At 67.3% G+C, this 18,557-nt stretch carries 17 protein-coding genes and 3 tRNA genes; 10 read left to right on the top strand and 10 right to left on the bottom strand.

Annotated features, from left to right (window positions below; genetic code table 11):
* Positions 1 to 482 precede the first annotated feature (482 nt).
* Complete coding sequence (helR, locus tag ACFW3F_RS06680; RefSeq protein WP_388055680.1) at positions 483 to 2,651, top strand: RNA polymerase recycling motor ATPase HelR; 2,169 nt, start codon at positions 483 to 485, stop codon at positions 2,649 to 2,651.
* Between the two features lie 287 nt (positions 2,652 to 2,938).
* Here helR and ACFW3F_RS06675 read toward each other — a convergent pair whose 3' ends face one another.
* From ACFW3F_RS06675 to ACFW3F_RS06665, 3 genes are all read right to left on the bottom strand, one after another.
* A complete protein-coding gene (locus tag ACFW3F_RS06675) occupies positions 2,939 to 3,265 on the bottom strand; it encodes a hypothetical protein (protein WP_388055543.1) in 327 nt (108 codons plus the stop codon).
* A 264-nt stretch (positions 3,266 to 3,529) separates the two neighbouring features.
* Positions 3,530 to 3,602 (bottom strand) — tRNA-Arg (locus ACFW3F_RS06670).
* A 69-nt stretch (positions 3,603 to 3,671) separates the two neighbouring features.
* Positions 3,672 to 3,763 (bottom strand) — tRNA-Ser (locus tag ACFW3F_RS06665).
* 117 nt (positions 3,764 to 3,880) lie between these two features.
* Here ACFW3F_RS06665 and hisC point away from each other — a divergent pair.
* Positions 3,881 to 4,948, top strand: a complete 1,068-nt coding sequence (hisC, locus tag ACFW3F_RS06660) for a histidinol-phosphate transaminase (protein WP_388055541.1) — start codon at positions 3,881 to 3,883, stop codon at positions 4,946 to 4,948.
* A 25-nt stretch (positions 4,949 to 4,973) separates the two neighbouring features.
* Here hisC and ACFW3F_RS06655 read toward each other — a convergent pair whose 3' ends face one another.
* Positions 4,974 to 5,951 (bottom strand): alpha/beta hydrolase, encoded by a 978-nt coding sequence (locus ACFW3F_RS06655; RefSeq protein ID WP_388055539.1) that lies wholly within the window; start codon positions 5,949 to 5,951, stop codon positions 4,974 to 4,976.
* Between the two features lie 192 nt (positions 5,952 to 6,143).
* Between ACFW3F_RS06655 and ACFW3F_RS06650 the strand changes: the two genes are divergently transcribed.
* Positions 6,144 to 6,653: an acyl-CoA thioesterase gene (locus tag ACFW3F_RS06650; protein ID WP_388055537.1), complete on the top strand. Its 510-nt coding sequence runs from the start codon at positions 6,144 to 6,146 to the stop codon at positions 6,651 to 6,653.
* Here the strand turns inward: ACFW3F_RS06650 and ACFW3F_RS06645 are convergent.
* Positions 6,627 to 7,874, bottom strand: coding sequence for a hypothetical protein (locus ACFW3F_RS06645; RefSeq protein WP_388055536.1), 1,248 nt, complete (start codon positions 7,872 to 7,874; stop codon positions 6,627 to 6,629). The two genes, ACFW3F_RS06650 and ACFW3F_RS06645, sit on opposite strands and share 27 nt — an antisense overlap.
* Before the next feature lie 151 nt (positions 7,875 to 8,025).
* On the opposite strand from ACFW3F_RS06645, the gene ACFW3F_RS06640 reads away from it, so the two are divergent.
* The 3 genes from ACFW3F_RS06640 (at position 8,026) to ACFW3F_RS06630 (ending at position 11,018) form a co-directional block, all read left to right on the top strand.
* Entirely contained in the window at positions 8,026 to 9,114 is a 1,089-nt protein-coding gene (locus ACFW3F_RS06640; RefSeq protein ID WP_388055534.1) for a magnesium transporter CorA family protein, read from the top strand.
* Positions 9,115 to 9,249: 135 nt separating this feature from the next.
* Complete coding sequence (locus ACFW3F_RS06635) at positions 9,250 to 10,221, top strand: ABC transporter ATP-binding protein (RefSeq protein ID WP_388055532.1); 972 nt, start codon at positions 9,250 to 9,252, stop codon at positions 10,219 to 10,221.
* Positions 10,218 to 11,018: an ABC transporter permease subunit gene (locus ACFW3F_RS06630; RefSeq protein ID WP_388055530.1), complete on the top strand. Its 801-nt coding sequence runs from the start codon at positions 10,218 to 10,220 to the stop codon at positions 11,016 to 11,018. Before ACFW3F_RS06635 ends, ACFW3F_RS06630 begins: the two co-directional genes overlap by 4 nt.
* A gap of 16 nt (positions 11,019 to 11,034) precedes the next feature.
* Here the strand turns inward: ACFW3F_RS06630 and ACFW3F_RS06625 are convergent, their stop codons facing one another.
* Positions 11,035 to 11,709: a winged helix-turn-helix transcriptional regulator gene (locus ACFW3F_RS06625; RefSeq protein WP_388055528.1), complete on the bottom strand. Its 675-nt coding sequence runs from the start codon at positions 11,707 to 11,709 to the stop codon at positions 11,035 to 11,037.
* Positions 11,710 to 11,936: 227 nt separating this feature from the next.
* On the opposite strand from ACFW3F_RS06625, the gene ACFW3F_RS06620 reads away from it, so the two are divergent.
* The gene (locus ACFW3F_RS06620; protein ID WP_388055526.1) at positions 11,937 to 12,752 is read left to right on the top strand and encodes a class I SAM-dependent methyltransferase; all 816 of its coding nucleotides are present in this window, start codon (positions 11,937 to 11,939) and stop codon (positions 12,750 to 12,752) included.
* Positions 12,753 to 13,010: 258 nt separating this feature from the next.
* Here ACFW3F_RS06620 and ACFW3F_RS06615 read toward each other — a convergent pair whose 3' ends face one another.
* Both ACFW3F_RS06615 and ACFW3F_RS06610 read right to left on the bottom strand, forming a co-directional pair.
* Entirely contained in the window at positions 13,011 to 13,883 is an 873-nt protein-coding gene (locus ACFW3F_RS06615) for an exodeoxyribonuclease III (protein ID WP_388055524.1), read from the bottom strand.
* A gap of 101 nt (positions 13,884 to 13,984) precedes the next feature.
* Positions 13,985 to 14,072 (bottom strand) — tRNA-Ser (locus ACFW3F_RS06610).
* A gap of 78 nt (positions 14,073 to 14,150) precedes the next feature.
* Between ACFW3F_RS06610 and ACFW3F_RS06605 the strand changes: the two genes are divergently transcribed.
* Positions 14,151 to 15,122, top strand: coding sequence for an NAD(P)H-quinone oxidoreductase (locus tag ACFW3F_RS06605; protein WP_388055522.1), 972 nt, complete (start codon positions 14,151 to 14,153; stop codon positions 15,120 to 15,122).
* 162 nt (positions 15,123 to 15,284) lie between these two features.
* Here the strand turns inward: ACFW3F_RS06605 and ACFW3F_RS06600 are convergent, their stop codons facing one another.
* Positions 15,285 to 15,707 carry a MarR family winged helix-turn-helix transcriptional regulator gene (locus ACFW3F_RS06600; protein WP_388055520.1) on the bottom strand — a complete coding sequence of 141 codons (423 nt, stop codon included), beginning with the start codon at positions 15,705 to 15,707 and terminating at the stop codon, positions 15,285 to 15,287.
* Positions 15,708 to 15,853: 146 nt separating this feature from the next.
* Positions 15,854 to 17,050 (bottom strand): cysteine desulfurase-like protein, encoded by a 1,197-nt coding sequence (locus tag ACFW3F_RS06595; protein WP_388055518.1) that lies wholly within the window; start codon positions 17,048 to 17,050, stop codon positions 15,854 to 15,856.
* A gap of 60 nt (positions 17,051 to 17,110) precedes the next feature.
* On the opposite strand from ACFW3F_RS06595, the gene ACFW3F_RS06590 reads away from it, so the two are divergent.
* Both ACFW3F_RS06590 and ACFW3F_RS06585 read left to right on the top strand, forming a co-directional pair.
* Positions 17,111 to 17,662 carry a bacterial proteasome activator family protein gene (locus ACFW3F_RS06590; RefSeq protein WP_388055516.1) on the top strand — a complete coding sequence of 184 codons (552 nt, stop codon included), beginning with the start codon at positions 17,111 to 17,113 and terminating at the stop codon, positions 17,660 to 17,662.
* 25 nt (positions 17,663 to 17,687) lie between these two features.
* Positions 17,688 to 18,551, top strand: coding sequence for an ABC transporter permease (locus ACFW3F_RS06585; RefSeq protein ID WP_388055514.1), 864 nt, complete (start codon positions 17,688 to 17,690; stop codon positions 18,549 to 18,551).
* Positions 18,552 to 18,557 lie beyond the last annotated feature (6 nt).

Genomic DNA, 18,557 nt, shown 5'->3' with positions numbered 1-18,557 from the left:
CGAGCGCCTACGCCGACCATCGAAAAGCCGCAGGCCACGACGATGCCGCGACGAAAGAGACCAGTCGGTCGAATGAGTTCTGGGCGGGATGACCCGCGAAAAGCAATTGACGGCGACCCGTGGCCGCGCTGCCGCCCCACCCCCGTGCGCTCGGGGGCGGCAGCCCCCTGACAGGCCCCACCGATAGAAGTTCACCGTAGTGAACTGAAAGTACTTTCACATACAGCACCGCGGGCTGCAACAGCTGATGGCTCGACCGGGTCAAGTGGAATCGGGGTCCGCTTCACCTGCGCGCCCGGCGTCTCTCGATCCCTCTTCACCATAAGCCCTGGACAGGGGCTTGCCGCAAGACCCCCCATCTGGGGCAGAATCGCTGTCTCACCTGCCTGGATCCCCCCGCCGCCTGCCGATTCGGAGCCCTCTCTGTGCCCCCAGTCCCCGAAACCCCGATCCCCGAAACTCCAGTCCCCGACGCCTCGACCATCGACTCCTCGACCATCGACGCGACCTCGACGACCGCGGCGGTGTTCGCCCTCTCCGACCGACTGTCCGCGAAGAACGATCCCGCGCTCATCGCCTACGACACGCGACATTTCGCCTCCATGACCACCAATGTGCGTCGCACCCTGGCGTCCGCCGACGAACGGCTCCAAAGACTCCGACGCGAGGCCGGCGGCAAGGGCCGCCAGGCCGTCGACCGCGACATGGAGATCCACCAACTCGGCTCGCGCATACGAACCCTGCGGCGGTTCGGTCTCGACCTGTGCCTGGGTCGCCTGGTCCGCGACGACGGAGAAATCCTGTACATCGGCCGGCTCGGGCTGACCGATCCCGCAGGCGGGACGCTGCTCGTCGACTGGCGCACCCCGCTGGCCGCACCGTTCTTCGCCGCCACCCGCCGTGACCCGATGGGGCTGGTGAGCCGACGCCGCTATCGCTGGGCACGCGGCCGCATCACCGACTACTGGGACGAGGTCTTCGTCGACGACCCCGCGGTACTCGGCTCGCACGCCGCTCTCGACGAGCAGTCGGCCTTTCTCGCCGATCTCGGCGCGAGTCGCTCCCCACGGATGCGAGATGTCCTGGGCACCATCGCCACCGATCAGGACGCCATCATCCGAGCCGACTCGCGCGGCGCTCTCGTCGTCGACGGCGGTCCCGGGACGGGCAAGACCGTCGTTGCGCTGCATCGTGCCGCCTACCTCGTCTACGCCGATCCGCGCCTTGCGGGCAATCGCGGCGGATTGCTGGTCGTCGGACCTCACCGGCCTTACCTCTCCTATGTCGCCGATGTGCTGCCGAGCCTCGGCGAGGAGAGCGTTCGGACGTGCACCCTCGCCGACCTCACCGCCGAAGGTGATTCGGCGACAATCGAAACCGACGTCGACGTGGCGCGATTGAAGTCGTCGGCCGAGATGGTCGAGGCGGTCGAACCGGCCGTGAGGTTCTACGAACAACCGCCCACGACGACCCTCGTGGTCGAAACACCCTGGACGGAAACGACGTTGACTCCGTCCGACTGGGCGGATGCGTTCGACGCCCCGGAACGCGGCACCGCACACAACGATGCCCGCGACGAGGTGTGGGAGGAGCTGGTGTCGATCATCGCCACTCGACACGACGACGACGTGCCCGTCCACGCGCTGCGTCGCGCGTTGGCGGCGAACGACGAACTCGTGCGGGCATTCTCGCAGGCATGGCCGATGCTCGACGCAGCCGAGATCGTCGGAGACCTGTGGTCGGTGCCCGCTTATCTCCGCATGTGCGCGCCCTGGCTGAGTCCCGCCGAGATCCGTGTGCTGCAGCGCACCACCCCGCACGCCTGGACCGACGCCGACCTCCCGATTCTCGACCGCGCCCATCGCCGGATCGGGGATCCGGACGCGTCGGTCCGACGCCGCAGGCACCGGACCGACCTCGAGGCGGAGCGCGAGAAGATCGACCAGGTGGTCGACGACCTGATCGCCGCCGAGGTCCACGACGACGGCGAGGGCCTGATGGCGATGCTCCGGCACGAGAACCTGCGCCACAATCTCGGGGACGGGTCCGCGACCGAGACCGCCGGCCCGCTGGCCGGACCGTTCGCGCACATCGTCGTCGACGAGGCACAGGAACTGACCGACGCGCAGTGGCAGATGCTGATCGACCGCTGTCCGTCGAAGAGCTTCACCGTCGTCGGCGACCGCGCGCAGGCCCGGCGCGGTTTCATCGAATCCTGGGCGGAGCGCCTCCGACGCGTCGGGTTGAGAGACGTCACTTCTGCGGGACTGACGATCAACTACCGGACCCCCGAAGAGATCATGGAGGCGGCGGCGCCCGTCATCCGTGCCGCGCTACCCGACGCGAACGTACCGACTTCGGTTCGGCGAGCGGGTATTCCGGTCATCTATCGTGATCGCGGAGACCTCCACACGGTGATCGACGAGTGGACGTCGACACATCCAGACGGGATCGCGTGCGTGATCGGTGAACCGGACTTCGCCGAGACCGATCGGGTGCGGTCGCTTACCCCGACTCTTGCCAAGGGGCTCGAATTCGATCTCGTGGTCCTCGTCGATCCCGACTCCTTCGGCACGGGCACCGAGGGCGCCGTCGACCGCTACGTGTCGATGACACGGGCAACCCAGCAGTTGGTGGTACTCCACGCGTAGTCACCGTCCCCCCGATTGGGGTAGTGCCGTACTCGTGTCGACGACGCGAACACCGGCGAGGATGGATGACATCACAACGACTCGTCCAGCACGACACGGTCACCGAGATGACCGTCGTGTGCCCAGAGCGTGTGCACCGGGACCTCGTCCACCCACCCAGGGTTCCGGCGCACACAGAAGAGGCCCGCCACCGGGATAGATCGGTGACGGGCCTCTGTGGTGCGCGTTGGGATTCGAGCGCCGGACCTTCTGAACCAGCCCGCGCGAGATCCGGCGTCCAGGATTTCTCAGTGACCGTCGTAGGTTTCGCGGCTGCCGGACTTTGCCAGCCCACGGGCGATCATGTAGCCGATGGTCAGCCAGGCGATGTACTTCAGAGCCACTGCGGCGTCGAACGGGTCCGGGTTCCCGTCGTCACCGCCGACCACGAGCGCGGTGATGGCCACCGCGAGCACAGCGAGAACGAAGACGATCAGCTCCGTCGTCTTGGTCGAGGCCTTGGTCTCGGTGCTGCGCCGAACTGCGGGCGGGGCCTGATAAGCGCCGCCACCGGCGGGTCCCGCCGGGTACCCGCCCTGGCCGCCGTGCTGAATCTGATTCTGGTTGCTGGTCATCGTGCGCCCCTCGTGTTGTTGACGGTCGCGGGCGGTTGGCCCACGACGCGTTTTCGCGCTGCACGAGGAGTACCCACTTCGATTAAATGCAAACAAGAGCAAGTTGACCATCTTTAATTCTGCGCGCCATTGCCGCACCCGGTCGGCTCGGGTGGGTTGCGCGGCCCCGGTGGTCCGGAGTGGGACACGAGCGCAGGCACCGTGGGTGGCGCGGGAAAGCAGAAATCCCCTCCACCGGTTGTGCTGGTGGAGGGGATTTCTCTGTGCGCCCGTAGGGATTCGAACCCCAAACCTTCTGATCCGTAGTCAGATGCTCTATCCGTTGAGCTACGGGCGCGTGATATTCAGTTGTCCTGCTTTTCAGGTGTACCGGTCTTCAGTTGTACCGCGGTCGGCCGACTGCGGTTGGCGGAGGCGAGAGGATTTGAACCTCCGGTCCCGTTTTAGCGAGACAACTCATTAGCAGTGAGTCCCATTCGGCCGCTCTGGCACGCCTCCCGGCGGAGTCCTTTCGAACTGCCGAGTCGAAAGGTTACACACCCTTCGCGGCGACAAGCAAACCGGTTGGTCAGAGCCGGTTTCTGCCTCTCCGGCGCCGCGGCCTACATTGGTCGGGTGAGCCTGCGAATCCGCCCCGATCTGGACGACCTTCCCGTGTACGTGCCGGGCAAGACGTTCCCGGGAGCCGTGAAACTGGCGAGCAACGAGGTCACCGAGGGTCCGCTGCCGAGCGTCATCGAGGCAATAGGCGCCGCCGCCACAGCCGTGAACCGCTACCCGGACAACGGCATGGTCGAGCTGACCGCGGCACTGGCCAAGGGGCTCGGTGTCACCGAAGACGAGGTCCAGGTGGGTTGCGGGTCGGTCATCCTCTGCCAGAACCTCATCCTCGTCACCAGCGGACCGGGCGACGAGGTGGTCTTCGGATGGCGGTCGTTCGAGACCTATCCTCTCGCCACGCGTGTTGCCGGCGCGACGCCCGTGCAGGTGCCCCTCACCGGAGACCTGACCTACGACCTGCGCGCGATGGCCGACGCGGTGACCGATCGGACGCGTCTGGTCTTCGTGTGCAACCCGAACAACCCGACCGGCACCGTCGTCGAAGCGCAAGACCTCCGCGATTTCCTGCAGCGCGTGCCGTCGGATGTGGTCGTCGCACTCGACGAGGCGTACTTCGAGTACCTGCGCCTGCCGTCGAATCAGGCGTACGACGCCCTCGAGCTCCGCCGCGAGTTCCCCAACCTGGTGGTCCTGCGCACCTTCTCCAAGGCGTACGGACTGGCCGGGCTGCGCGTGGGCTACGCGATCGCCGACCCGGAGGTCATCACGGCCCTGGGCAAGGTCCACGTCCCGTTCTCGGTCAGCAGCGTCGCACAGGCCGCGGCGCTCGCCAGCCTCGAAGCCGGCGAGCAACTACTGGCCCGCACGGATGCGGTTGTGGCCGAACGTACCCGCGTCACCGCTCGACTACGCGACGCCGGCTATCGGGTGCCCGATTCGCAGGCCAACTTCGTATGGCTCGACCTGGGCGCGGCATCGATGGACTTCGCACGCGCCTGCGTCGACGCCGGGGTGGTGGTCCGGCCGTTCGATGGTGATGGCGTCCGGGTGACAGTCACCAACTCCGACGAGGACGACGTGTTCCTGCAGTTCGCCGAGAGCTGGGACGGACCCCGGAGCTGAGTTTCGACCCGCGTGCGGACGCCGGCTAGAGTCCGCGGCCGATGGTCGGCCAAAGAACACCGAGGTCACGCTCCCAATAGGCCCACGTGTGGGTCCCGATGAGGCGGAACCCGTCGGTGTAGGGGACGCCCGCGGCGCGCAGCGTGATGGCGAACTCGAGCGAGCACCGGTAGGCACCCAGTTCGAGCGCCGACGACGATGCGGTCACGACCTCGGGCGGTCCTTCGTCCGGCTCGATCCGGCGCTGCAGGTCGAGGGGACCGATGGCACCCGAGCCGGCCGAGATGAAGATGTTCTTTCCCCGCAGCCGGTCCAGATGGAGACTCGGGTCGTGTGCGCGCCAGCCCGCGGAGCCGAACGGCCCCCACATGTTGGTGGCGTCGCCACCGTCACGGCCGACGGTGGTCCGGACATAGGCCTCGTTGACCGGGCCGGACACCGGCGGGCAGCCGCTGAGCGAGGCGACACCGGTGTACATCTCAGGGTGCCGGATGGCCAGCGAGAAGGCGGCCTGCCCACCCATCGACAGCCCGATGACGGCATTGCGTCCGTTGCCGTCGAACCGGGCGTCGATCAGCGGGGGGAGTTCCTTGGTGAGGAAGGTCTCCCACATGGGTTTGCCGAGCGCGGCGTCCTTCTTCTGCCAGTCGGTGTAGAAGGTGCCCTTGCCACCGGTGGGGAGCACGACGTTCACATTCTTATCGGCGAAGAAGCGTCCGGCACGGCCCTTGGTGATCCAGTCGCTGACCTCGCCCTCCGCGCCGGCACCGTCGAGCATGTAGACCGTCGAGCGCGGAGTCGAACCGCCGACCGGAGTGAGCACCGACAGTTTGATCCGCTCGTTCATCGCCGGGGAGAACACCCAGATGTCGGTGCGAAGGGCACTCAGCTTCTCGGATTTGGCGATCCGGGCCACCTGTTTGGGGGCAGCATCGGCGATGGCCGGTGTCGACAGGACACCCACCATCAGACACACCAGGCCCGCGATCAACCGCCTCGACATCTCGCCAACTCCCTCACCGACAAGTCCCCCGGAGTGCACCCGGGACCTCGTCGTGCCACCACGTGCGAGTCCGCGCCGACCGGATCGGACCGACGCGGACATCTAGACTCACAGACTACCCGCCGTCCAGCCGAGTGGAAGGTCGTGACCACGGCGTCTCACGGGCGCCGGGACCACCGAGGAAAGTCGACGATGCCCAGTTCAGCTTCTGTTCACCGCGAGCGCCCCGGACCCGACGAGACCCCACCGACCGGAGGACTCGGCCGGAACGACTACGCCTTCGTCGCCGAGGTCGGGGTGCGCTGGTCGGACATGGACGCCTTCGGCCACATCAATCACGCCCGGATGGTCACGCTGATGGAAGAGGCGCGCATCGCATGGCTGCTGAGCGCGGGCGAGGACTATGCCCCGCTCATCACGAGCGCGATGATCGTGCACGTCGACATCCGATATCAGGCCCAGCTGCGCCACGATGACTCGCCATTGCGGATCGGGATGTGGATCAAGGGGTTTCGCTCGGTGGACTTCACCATCGGGTATGAGATCCGCGGCGCCGGTGCGGAGCCCACCAGCCGACCGGCGTGCGTGGCCGGCACACAGATGGCCGTCGTGGACATCGAGAAGCACACGCTGCGGCGACTGACCTCCGTCGAGAAGAACTATCTCAGCGCCGCCTCACGAGGGCTCGTAGCGGGCGGGTAGCTCTCGCGGGACCGCTGGCGAGATGCGGGCTATGTTGCCCTGCAACACATCTCGATAGATGCGCAACTGTTCCTCACCACTGCGAACCTGCTCGGTGAGCCGCTTGGCGTTGTCGACGGAGATCTCCCGGTCCCCCGACCTCGCGACCAGCGCGTCGATGCGATCGTCCAGTGTGGCCGCCTTGTTGTACTCGGCGAGCACCTGGAGTTCGACGGCCGCGGACTCGACGACATGCGCGACCTCGCCGAGCGCCTGGACGCGGTCGATGAGTTCGGTCCACACCGGACGCAGCGTCGTCTCACGCTGATCGATCTGCGCGGCGAACGTGCGGTCGAAGCCGCCGTTGCGCTTGGCCCGGTCGAGGTCGATGCGGACGGCCCGCAACGCGATGACGTCGGCGGCGATCTCGGCGACCTCGGCGTGCAGGTTCACCTGGGTGCGCTGGACCTCGAAGTGGTCGGAGCGCCAGGCGGGGTTGCCGAGGATGCGGTCGTAGTAGTGACCGGTGATGAACAACAAGGTCTCGTAGCCGTCGACGAAAGCCGCGGCGCGCGGCGCGGCGGTCTGAGACGCTCCGCCCGGCGCCTCACGCACGCCGGACAGGAACTGGTCCGCCCACTGCCCCGCCTGCGAGTTGCCCGATTTCGCGGCCACCTGTCCGACCACGCCGGCGATCCGGTCGAACGCGGCAGTCCCGGCCCGCCGGACGTAACTCGACGCATTCACATTGGGCGTCGGCGTGCAGAGCAGACCGTTGAACAGACGGTCCCGTTCCTCGATCTCGAGATAGACGTTCTCACGACGTTCGCGCCGGATCGCCCTGGTTCCCGACGCGAACACGCCCTTCGCGGAGACGATCTGCTTACGGGCGTCCTCGCGACGACGATGCAGGCCGTTGAGCCGGTTACGCATCACCGCGCCGACCACGCCGGGCACCACCGGACTCGACAGCTGGTGTTCGATCTGGACGATCGCACGTTGGAGGCGGCGGAGATCGCCGAACCCCGCGGACATCGACGGCATCGGCCGGCCGGTAGAGATCCGGCGCACCACGATCGCCCGCCCGCCAGGGGTGAGATACCCGGACGCGATGAGCAGGGCCGCGGTGTCGGACAGTTCTCGTCGCTCACCCGGCACCGCCGAACGGTCGCACCACTCGCGGATCTGTTCGCTCGTACGCGCGGGCATCAACCGATGTCCGCGGGAACTGCTGTCGACCATGTTGCCGCCGCCTTACCTGGAGAATCGGTGCCCGCGCCCGTCCACAGACACCTGTTTCGATGCTACCCGCGGGCGGAGAGTGCTCGATGTGGCCGACATCTCGACCGCCGGTAGCGCCGCCGGAACACCTCGTTGGTGTCACGATGACCCCATGACAGTTCCCTCGGACGTGTCGGAACCTCGCGACGTCGAACGGATCCGCGGTCAGATCTGGCGGAACGGCGACCCGGTGGACGGCTTCGACCTCGGGGAGATCTCCACCTGTCTCGAGGACCCGGAGAAGCTGATCTGGGCAGATCTGGAATGCCCCACGCACGAGACCCTCTCTCGCCTGGCCGCCGAACTCGAACTCGACCCGTTCGCGATCGAGGACACGGTCGCCGCGGCCGAACGCGTCAAGACCGTCACCTACACCGGGCACACCTTCGTGATGGTCTACGCGGTCTCGTTGCACGACGACGACACACCGTCCGAGGTCCCCGACGACGACGATGCCGGCTCCTCGGCAACCGCCTTCCGCGCCTCCGCGAACGGGCGGGCGCGAATGTTCGACCTGCACCGCATCTCGGTGTTCATCAAGAAAAACGCACTCATCACGGTACGACCGACGCCTGCGCTCGACATCGACGAGGTCATGCGCCGGTGGTCGGACAGCGGGGCGATGCAGTACGGGATCGGCGCGCTCGTACACGGGTTGCTCGACGTCGTCGTCGACGGACATTTCGACGCCGTCCAGCGCCTCGACGACGAGATCGAGGATCTCGAGGCACTGCTCTTCGATGAGCGCATCCCCGGGCGCGAACTGCAGCGCCGAACCTACGACCTGCGCAAGGACCTCGTCGTCCTGCGGCGGGTCGTCCTGCCGATGCGCGAGGTGATCGCCGGTATCCAGCGGCGCCGGTTCGACAACCACGCACCACCCGAACTCGACCCTCACTTCTCGGACCTCTACGACCACGCACTGCGTGCCTCGGAGTGGACGGAGTCGTTGCGGGACATGATCACCACTGTCTTCGAGACCAACCTGACCCTCGCCGACGCCCGGTTGAACACCGTCATGAAGAAGCTGACGGCGTGGGCGGCGATCATCGCTGTGCCGACCGCCATCACCGGCTTCTACGGACAGAATGTGCCGTTCCCCGGCTTCGAGCGAATGCTCGGTTTCATCACCAGCGTGACGCTGATCGTCGTGGTGGTCGTCGGGCTCTACGTCTCGTTCCGCAAACGCGACTGGTTGTGATCGACCGTCTTCGATCACGTTACACGGCAGGTCTTTTCGCTCATGGACGCACCACCGGGGGCAGTTTCTGCGAAAGTGATTGACTACCTGGGCGTTTGATAGCGTATGTGCCAACCCACCTACGGAAGGGCACCGATGGAGTCACCCGCGATCACGATCGACGGTCTCACCAAACGGTTCGGCGGCCTGACCGCGGTCGACGACCTGTCGTTCACCGTTGCTCCCGGCCGCGTCACCGGATTCCTCGGACCGAACGGTTCGGGCAAGACCACGACGCTGCGCATGCTCCTGGGCCTCGTCGAACCGACTGCCGGCCGGGCACTGATCGGCGACCGGCCGTTCCGGCAGATCCCGCAACCCGCCCAGCACGTCGGCGCGGCGCTGGAGGCGTCGAGCTTCCATCCCGGGCGCACCGGGCTGGGGCACCTGAAGGCTCTCGCGCCCCAGGTCGGGGTCCAGACGGCTAGGTGCCGGGAGGTGCTCGACTTCGTCGGACTCTCCCAGGCCGCGGACCGGCGGGTCGGGGGCTACTCGATGGGGATGCGGCAGCGCCTCGGCCTGGCCACCGCACTGCTCGGTGACCCGCAGATCATCCTGCTCGACGAACCGGCCAACGGCCTCGACCCGCAGGGCATCGTGTGGCTGCGCGGTCTGCTTCGTTCGCTGGCCCACCAGGGGCGGACGGTCCTGGTTTCCAGCCACGTGCTCGCCGAGGTGCGGAGCACCGTCGACGATGTCGTGGTGATCGGCAGCGGCAAACTGGTCCGGGCCTCGACGCTCGCCGACTTCGAGGCACTCGCCGAGCATGCGGTCGTCGTCCGGACGCCGTCGCGGGCGTCGTTCGTCGCCCTCGCGGGGGAACGCGGGTGGCAACTCGAGGACACGCACGACGGCTTCCGGATTGCCGGCGTGAGCGCAGCCACGGTCGGCACGGCTGCCTTCACCGCGGGTATCGAACTCCATCAGCTCGCCGATGTCGGCGCCGATCTCGAGGCGGTCTTCCTAAATCTCACCCAGTCGTCGGACGCACCGACCAGTCACCTACCGAGCGGTCCACCCGGTCCGGACCCGGACGCGGCACCGACGTCACCGGGAGCCGTCCGATGAGGGCCGCCCTGGTCGCCGAGTACCGCAAGTTCACCTCCACCAGGATGTGGTGGATTCTCCTCATCGCGATGATCGCCTACCTCGGCTTCATCGGTGCGGCACTGGCCTTCTCGATGACCACCGAGAACGCCATGCAACAGCCGACCACCCTCGTCGGCGCCGATCTGGCACGCTCGATCTACGCCCTCACGAGCCCGATCGGCTACGTGTTCGCGCTGGTCATCGGTAGCCTGGCGGTGACCGGGGAATTCCGGCACAAGACCATCACGGCCAGTCTTCTCGTCGAACCCCGCCGCGGAATACTGTTGGTGGCCAAGCTGATCGCCGGAATCCCCATGGGACTGCTGTACGGCGTGCTCGGCACGCTGGCGGTCGTCGCGACGGCAGCACCGATCCTCGCCACGGTCGGGGACGGCGCGTTCCTCGGTGACAGCTCCACCCTCGAGGTCATCGGCCTCTCGATGCTGGTGATGGTGCTGTGGACGGCGATGGGTGTGGCATTCGGCGCGGTGGTGTCCAACCAGGTCGCCGCGATCGTCATCCTGCTGGCTTTCACCCAGCTCGTCGAACCGATCGCGCGCATCGCACTCGCGACCTTCGATGTCACGTCCTCGGTGTCGAAGTTCCTGCCCGGCTCCGCCGCCGACGCGCTTGTCGGGTCGAGTTTCTTCGCGACGATGGGCGGTGGCAGCACCGACCTGCTCCCGCAGTGGGCCGGCGCGCTCGTCATGCTCGCCTACATCGCCGCGTTCGCGGTCATCGGTCGTTACACAACCTTCCGCCGGGACATCGCCTGAGCGGGACCTGCGGGTCTCACGCCGGCCGCGGGACCGCCGAGGAGATGCTCTGTCCGATCCACGACGGTACGTCGCGTGCCACGTCCGCGGGGGCGAGGATCTCGACTCGGTCGTTCGCGAGTGCGAGACGCCAGTCGATGTCGCCGCGCCAGATCTCGGTGAGAGTACGCAGATCGGTCACGACGGTGACATCGAGTTCGTAGCCGGGGTCGAAGTCGCACACCTGCGCTTCCCCTCCGGCGACGACGAGCCACCACGTGCTCGCCTTCCCGATGACATCGCGGAAAGTGAACTGCACCATGGTGCGTCGACGAGGCCATCGATCGATCGGGACGGTGCGGTGCATGTCCCACATCAGCAGGTGAGGGTCCAGGTCGGCGTCGCCGAGCTCTCCGATCCATCGGATACCCCACGCGCTCAACGCCTCTACCACCGTGGTGAGCTCCTCACCCATCGTCGTCAGTGTGTACACCGAACGACCGCCGACCTCTGCTCGGTTGACCACCCCGGCGCGTTCCAGCGTGCGCAACCGCTTGGTGAGCAGCGCCGGCGACATCTTCGGCACACCTCGCCGCAGCTCGTTGAAATGTCTACTGCCCAGGAGAAGTTCGCGGATGATGAGGATCGTCCATCGCTCGTCGAGCAACTCCATGGCCTTGGCCACCGGGCAGAACTGTCCGTACGACGTCATCGCAGCCTCCTCCACTGCTGATCGATCCGGCCCCGAGCGAAGCGAGGCGCCGTGTCGAAGCCCCGTCGATCCAGTACACACCCGTCGTCGACTGATGACCAGTACAGAAACTGAACTGCCACCAGTACAGATGTTGGTCTGGAGGACGGTCCGGACTTCGTCGGATGCTCGTCTGTGTCCGCACACGGACGACGACATCCACCACGACGACCCGAGGGACCGACATCATGACCACAACGCAACCGGCTCCGTTCGATGCCGAGATCAAGGCTCGACACCGCAAACTGTGGGCTTCCGGCGACTACCCGGCCGTCGCCGATCTGATCGCACCGCTGGGCCGTCGCCTCGTCGACGCCCTGCACATCACCGCCGGGGACAAGGTCCTCGACGTCGCCGCCGGCGCCGGCAATGTGGCCGTGCCCGCGGCCGAAGCCGGCGGGCACGTCGTCGCCAGCGACCTCACGCCCGAACTGCTGTCGGTGGGAGAATCTCGGCACCGCGACCTGCCGATCACATGGCGTACCGCCGATGCCGAGGATCTACCGTTCGACGACAACGACTTCGACATCGCGACGTCGTGTGTGGGAGTCATGTTCGCGCCGAATCACCAGAAGTGCGCCGACGAACTCGTGCGCGTCGTGCGTCCCGGCGGGCGGATCGGTCTGATCAATTGGACGCCAACAGGTTTCATCGGGGAACTATTCGCGGTGATGAAGCCGTACGCCCCGCCACCGCCGCCCGGTGCGCAGCCGGGTCCGCTCTGGGGTGACGCCGACCACGTGCGGTCGCTGTTCGGTTCCGGTGTCACCGACCACGAGTTCGTCACCGAGACCGTGGAGATCAGCGAGTTCGACGACGGCGCGGCGTTCCGTGAATTCTTCAAGGCCCACTACGGACCGACCATCATGGCGTACCGCAACATCGGCGACGATCCCGCGCGCGTCGGGGAGCTCGACGCCGCCATCGCCGCCCACTCCGACCGCTACATCGCCGACGGACGGATGGAGTGGGAGTATCTGCGAGCGGTGCTGACGGTCGCGTGAACCGGTGGCCACTGCTGGTCGAACCGGCACCCCCGCCCCACCGCTGGTCGAGCCGGCACCCCCGCCGGCAAGGCCGCCCCACTCCTGGTCGAACCGGCACCCCCGCCGGCAAGGCCGCCCCACTGCTGGTTGAGCCGGCACCCCCGCCGGCAAGACCGCCCCACTGCTGGTTGAGCCGGCACCGAGCGCAAGCGAGGAGCCGAGTCGAAGCCACTTGGCGGCAACCGCCAGGCGCGGGACGCGTGGGATCGCCCGGACTCAGAGCTCGGCGTACTCGACGACAAGCGGAGCGTGATCGGACAGCCGGACATCCGGAGCCGACTCCTTGTCAACCGTCACGGCGCGCGCTCGCTTGGCAAGTGCGGGCGAGGCGAGTTGGTGATCGATCCGCCACCCGACGTCCTTGACGAAGGACTCCCCCGCCCAGCTCCACCACGTGAGCGGTCCGGGGCGGTCGCCATGCAGTGCCCGGACGACGTCTACCAACCGGCGCGGACCGGTGATATCGCCGAACCAGGCGCGTTCCTCGGGTAGAAAGCCCTCCATCTTGCGGGCCGCGCGCCAGTTGGTGACGTCGTGCTCGAGGTGGGCGACGTTGAGATCACCGAGGAGGAGGAACTCGCGGCCCGCACGGCGAGCGGCCAACCGATTGCGCGCGAGCTCACGGGTGAACCCGGACAGAAAGCGTTGCTTCCGTGCGTGTTTGGCGCCGCCGTCGGGCGCCTCGCGCATCGAACCGGCGCGCTGCAACTCGGCCGGGAGCCCACCCTTCGGCAGATACAGAGTGGCGACGGTCAGTGGGCGGTCGGCCAGGTCGACCTCGATGTAGCGGCCCTCGTGAGCGAAGGCGGGCAGTCCGCGGGCCTTGGGCGGATGGGTCACCCACGTGCGCACCGCGACCGGTTCGCTTCGGGTGAGCACCGCGACGCCGTTCCGCCCCGCGATGGAGCCGACGTCGATCGAGGCGTGATAGCCGTCGAAGTCGCCGACGTCGTCGATGCCACACCGCAACTCCTGAAGTCCGACCACGTCGGGCTGCCGTCCGGCGAGCCAGGCGTCGAACCCACGACGACGCGCGGCCCGGATCCCGTTGACGTTGAACGATGCAACGGTGAAACCACCGGTGCCCATGTGCCCTGCCTTTCACGGTCTCGAGCTCCACAGCGGGCCGGTCGACGCTCACGGAGCCACCCGATCTCACGAAAAATCCCTCACCCGGGGGTGAGGGCCTCTGGCGGAAGCGGAGGGATTTGAACCCCCGGTGGTTTTACCCACGCTCGCTTTCAAGGCGAGTGCATTCGGCCGCTCTGCCACGCTTCCCTGACGAGCAAGATTACACACCGAGCGCCGGACCGGACCTCTCCTGGCACCCCGGTGCGCTGTGACACCATCGAAGAGGTGAAAGCCATCGTCGTCGAATCCGAGAACCTGTCCCTCTCCGATGTGCCCGACCCGACTCCCGCGACCGGCGAGGTCGTGATCGACGTGGTCGCGGCCGGCGTCAACCGCGCCGACATCCTGCAGCGCGCGGGCAACTATCCCCCGCCGCCGGGGGCGTCGGACACCCTCGGGCTGGAGGTCTCGGGGCGGATCTCGGCGCTCGGCGACGGGGTCACCGGATGGTCGGAGGGCGACGAGGTGTGCGCGCTGCTCGCCGGCGGTGGATACGCCGAGAAGGTGGCGGTCCCGGTCGAGCAGGTCCTCGCGGTGCCCGCCGGCGTCGACCTGGTGTCCGCGGCGGCCCTGCCGGAAGTGGCCTGCACCGTGTCGTCGAACATCTTCGACACCGCTCACCTGACCACTGGTGAGCTACTTCTCATCCACGGCGGTTCCAGCGGCATCGGCACGCACGCCACCCAGATCGCCCACGCGATGGGCGCGCGGGTTGCGGTGACCGCCCGCACCCAGGACAAACTCGAGCGCTGCCGCGAGTTCGGCGCCGACATCCTGATCGATTACTCGAGCCAGGACTTCGCCGAGGTTCTCAGGGACGCCGGGGGAGCCGACGTCATCCTCGACATCATCGGCGCCAAGTACTTGAAGTCGAATCTGAAAGCGCTCCGCACCGATGGGCGCCTGGTGATCATCGGCATGCAGGGCGGCACGACGACGGAGATCAATCTGGGGCATCTGCTGGCCAAGCGTCTGTCGATGATGGGCACGACACTGCGCGCACGGCCCGTGCACGGTCCCGGCGGCAAGGCCGAGGTCGTGGCGGCGACGCTGACCCGCACCTGGCCGCTCATCGAGGCCGGGACAGTCGTGCCCGTCGTCGACCGCGTGTTCCCGCTGGCCGATGCCGGGGCCGCCCACGACCACCTCAACAGCGGTGACGTGATCGGGAAGGTGCTGCTGAGCGTCGGGGAGTGATCGGGTGTGCGGCAGGTGGCTTCGACACGGCTCCTCGACCTCGACGCGCTCCTTCGTCGCTTGCTCGGCCCGGCGGCTGCGCTCGTCACCCGCTCAAACAGCAGTAAGACGCCACCCGCCCAACGACAGCAAGTCGTCAGCTGCTCGACCAGCGCAGGGAGCTCAGTCGGTTGCTGCTGGGTCCGCGGCATCGACGGCCTCGGCGATCTTGCGGAACGCGACACCGAGAGCCACGAATTCGTCCGGCGTCATCGCATCGACCACGAAGCGGCGGATCACCTGGTCACGGACGCTCACATGGTCGGCGAGAGTGCGCCGACCCTGATCGGTCAGACGCACCAACCGATGCCGGCCGTCGGCCTTCGATTCGAACCGGTGGATGTCACCGTCGTCGCTGAGTCGGGCGATCATCCGGGACACGGTGCTGACGCGCATGTGCACGGCGTCGGCGACCTCACTGACGCCCAACTGGGGTTTGCCGCAGACCGCTTCGAGGATGCGCAGGTCGGATACCGAGAGTCCGCGTTTCGTGAACTCGTCGGTGACCCGGGCGAAGAGCGCCCAGCCGCCGTCGACGAGGTTCATCCAGCTCTCGGCCTCCGCAGCAGTGAGTGACCGTGGCGGGCCCTTGTCTGGACCTTCAATCGTATTTACCGACACAGCACGACAACATACATTGTCGTTAACTCAAACAACACCATAGTGAATATCGCCACGGTCGTACCGAACCTTCACGCGAGCGATCCCAGCGTGCGGACCAGGTGATCGACCTCGTACGGCGTCGAATAGGGGGCCAGTCCCACCGTCACGGCACCGCCGAAGTCGGGTGCGCCCATGCGGGCCAGTGCACGGTTGGGAAGGTCGGCGAGGGCGCAGACACCGTTGTCGGCCAGGCGCCGGACCACCTTGTCCGCACCCACCGACTCGACGGTGAAGCTCGCCAGCGGAACCCGGTCCTCCTCGGTACCCACGAGATTCACATGGTTGAGCTGGGACAGCGTCGTGACCAGGTAGTAGGTCAGGCGCTGGAGATACTCGTAGACACCGTCCATCGACGTGACGAGGCGCCGGCGGCGCTTGCCGATCCCGGCCTCGTCGAGCCCGGCGAGATGCTCCACCGACGCGACCAGCCCGGCGAGCATCGCGCCCTGATGGGGTTCGGGTTCGAGCCGGGCGGGACCGCGCGCGGCCGGGTCCATCGCCATCAGGCGCAACCGGTCGATCAGGTGGGGTTCACGAAATGCCATGGCGGCCATCCGCGGACCACCCCAGCGCTCGGCGGAGACGACGAGCACGTCGGCACCCAGGTCATGGATGTCGAGGCTGAGATAGGGCGCCGCGTTGGTGGCGTCGACGACCAGCAGCGCCCCTGCTTCGCGGACCAGGGGCGCGATCTCGCTGATGTCGGTGATCGCCCCCGTCGTCGACGACGCGAGGGTCACCGCGACGACCTCCGTCTCCGGTGTGACGAGATCGCCGAACTGCCACGCCGGGAGCCCGCCGGTCTCGACGTCGACCTCGGCCCAGCGGACGCGGCCGCCGTAACGATCCGCCGCGCGGAGCCACGGGACGATGTTCGGTTCGTCGTCCTGGCGTGTGACGACGACGTCGCCGCGCAGCCAGGCGTGCGGCGCGAGCGCCTCCGCGAGGCCGGACAGCAGCGCGTACCGCGACGGCCCGAGGACCACCCCGGCGGCGTCACCGCCGACGAGGTCGGCGATCGCGCGGCGGGCACCGTCGACCACCTCGGCGCTGGCACGAGCCGACGGATAGACCCCGCCGGGAGCGGCCGAGAGATTTCGGAAACTGGTGGTCACCGCGGTCGCGACCGAGTCGGGGATCTGCATTCCGGCCTGCGGATCGAGGTGAATCCAGCCGTCGCCGAGTGATGGAATCAATCCACGCACATAGGCGACGTCGAAGGGCATGGGCACGAGGATAGACGTCGGCCATCTGCCGTTTCGCGGTGTCCGGGCACAATGGAGCCCATGGCTATCGAAGGCACTCCAGGACCCGGCCCGACCCCAGGACCGTTCGGCTCGGCCGGCGACTCCGACGACGTGATCGTCGTCGGCGCGGGGATGGACGGGCAGGCGGGTGACGACTCGTCGGAATCGACCAGTGTCGCCGACATGGTCGAGCAGCCCGCCAAGGTCATGCGCATCGGCACCATGATCAAGCAGCTGCTCGAAGAGGTTCGTGCGGCTCCGCTCGACGACGCGTCGCGCAACCGGCTGCGCGAGATCCACCAGTCCTCGGTACGTGAACTCGAAGAGGGTCTCGCGCCGGAGCTACGGGAGGAGCTCGAACGGCTGGCACTGCCGTTCTCCGACGAGGGGACCCCCTCCGACGCCGAACTCCGGATCGCGCAGGCCCAGCTCGTGGGCTGGCTCGAGGGCCTCTTCCACGGCATCCAGACTGCACTGTTCGCCCAGCAGATGGCCGCCCGCGCCCAGCTCGAGCAGATGCGCCAGGGCGCTCTCCCGCCCGGGATGCCCGCCCCCGGCGGCCCCGGCCACAGCACCGGGCAATACCTCTGACAGCAGACGGGTACGCTGACTCCTCGTGTCAGCGGTAGTAGACGACGACGCGATACCCGCGCGTCCAACAGGTTCCGATTCGCGCAGCTTCGCGCGCGCGGTCAAGGACCTCCGCGACGGTTTCGCAAGCCGCGAACTGTGGTTCCATCTGGGCTGGCAGGACATCAAGCAGCGCTACCGCCGTTCGGTCCTGGGTCCCTTGTGGATCGTCATCGCGACCGGTGTCACCGCGTGCGCCATGGGCCTGCTCTACGGCGAGCTCTTCGGCATGGACATCACGGTGTTCCTGCCGTACGTCGCGCTGGGGTTCATCTTCTGGAACTTCATCCAGAGCTCGATCCTCGAGGGCTCGGAGGTCTTCTCGAAGAACGAGGGCCTGATCAAGCAGCTCCCGGCCCCGGTCAGCGTGCACGTCTACCGCGTGGTGTGGCGCGCGTTGATCATCTTCGCGCACAACGTCGTCATCATCGTCATCCTGTTCCTGATTTTCCCGCCGCCGCTCAACTGGACCGTGCTGCTGATCGTCCCGGCCCTCGCGCTGTACGTGCTCAACTCGATCTGGGTGACGATCGTGTTCGGCATCTTGTCGACGCGGTTCCGCGACATCGGCCAGCTCCTCACCACCGCGGTGCAGCTGGTGTTCTTCATGACGCCGATCATCTGGACGACGCAGAGCCTCGGCAACGCGACCGGCGAGGCGTCGTCGAGGCTGAAGCTCGTCGAGCTGAACCCGATGTTCCACTATCTGGAGATCGCGCGCGGACCGCTGCTGGGCGAACCGGTGGAGTTCTACCACTGGGCTGTCGTCCTGGGCTGCACCGCCGTGGGCTGGGTGCTGGCCATGCTGGTGTTGCGCAACTACCGGGCCCGCGTGGCGTACTGGGTGTAGGGACGG

This window comes from Gordonia sp. NPDC058843 (assembly GCF_042743165.1).
Lineage (GTDB): Bacteria > Actinomycetota > Actinomycetes > Mycobacteriales > Mycobacteriaceae > Gordonia.
Note: the sequence above shows the minus strand (reverse complement) of the source record. Positions and strands in the feature narration are given on the sequence as shown.

Excerpts from the sequence above, each read along its gene's own strand:
- ACFW3F_RS06640 (WP_388055534.1), top strand. The coding sequence starts at position 8,026 with ATGACAGTTCCCTCGGACGTGTCGGAACCTCGCGACGTCGAACGGATC.
- ACFW3F_RS06590 (WP_388055516.1), top strand. The coding sequence starts at position 17,111 with ATGGCTATCGAAGGCACTCCAGGACCCGGCCCGACCCCAGGACCGTTC.
- ACFW3F_RS06625 (WP_388055528.1), bottom strand. The coding sequence starts at position 11,709 with ATGACGTCGTACGGACAGTTCTGCCCGGTGGCCAAGGCCATGGAGTTG.
- ACFW3F_RS06655 (WP_388055539.1), bottom strand. The coding sequence starts at position 5,951 with ATGTCGAGGCGGTTGATCGCGGGCCTGGTGTGTCTGATGGTGGGTGTC.
- ACFW3F_RS06650 (WP_388055537.1), top strand. The coding sequence starts at position 6,144 with ATGCCCAGTTCAGCTTCTGTTCACCGCGAGCGCCCCGGACCCGACGAG.
- ACFW3F_RS06615 (WP_388055524.1), bottom strand. The coding sequence starts at position 13,883 with ATGGGCACCGGTGGTTTCACCGTTGCATCGTTCAACGTCAACGGGATC.
- ACFW3F_RS06630 (WP_388055530.1), top strand. The coding sequence starts at position 10,218 with ATGAGGGCCGCCCTGGTCGCCGAGTACCGCAAGTTCACCTCCACCAGG.
- ACFW3F_RS06595 (WP_388055518.1), bottom strand. The coding sequence starts at position 17,050 with ATGCCCTTCGACGTCGCCTATGTGCGTGGATTGATTCCATCACTCGGC.
- ACFW3F_RS06675 (WP_388055543.1), bottom strand. The coding sequence starts at position 3,265 with ATGACCAGCAACCAGAATCAGATTCAGCACGGCGGCCAGGGCGGGTAC.
- ACFW3F_RS06635 (WP_388055532.1), top strand. The coding sequence starts at position 9,250 with ATGGAGTCACCCGCGATCACGATCGACGGTCTCACCAAACGGTTCGGC.
- ACFW3F_RS06645 (WP_388055536.1), bottom strand. The coding sequence starts at position 7,874 with ATGGTCGACAGCAGTTCCCGCGGACATCGGTTGATGCCCGCGCGTACG.
- ACFW3F_RS06620 (WP_388055526.1), top strand. The coding sequence starts at position 11,937 with ATGACCACAACGCAACCGGCTCCGTTCGATGCCGAGATCAAGGCTCGA.
- ACFW3F_RS06600 (WP_388055520.1), bottom strand. The coding sequence starts at position 15,707 with ATGAACCTCGTCGACGGCGGCTGGGCGCTCTTCGCCCGGGTCACCGAC.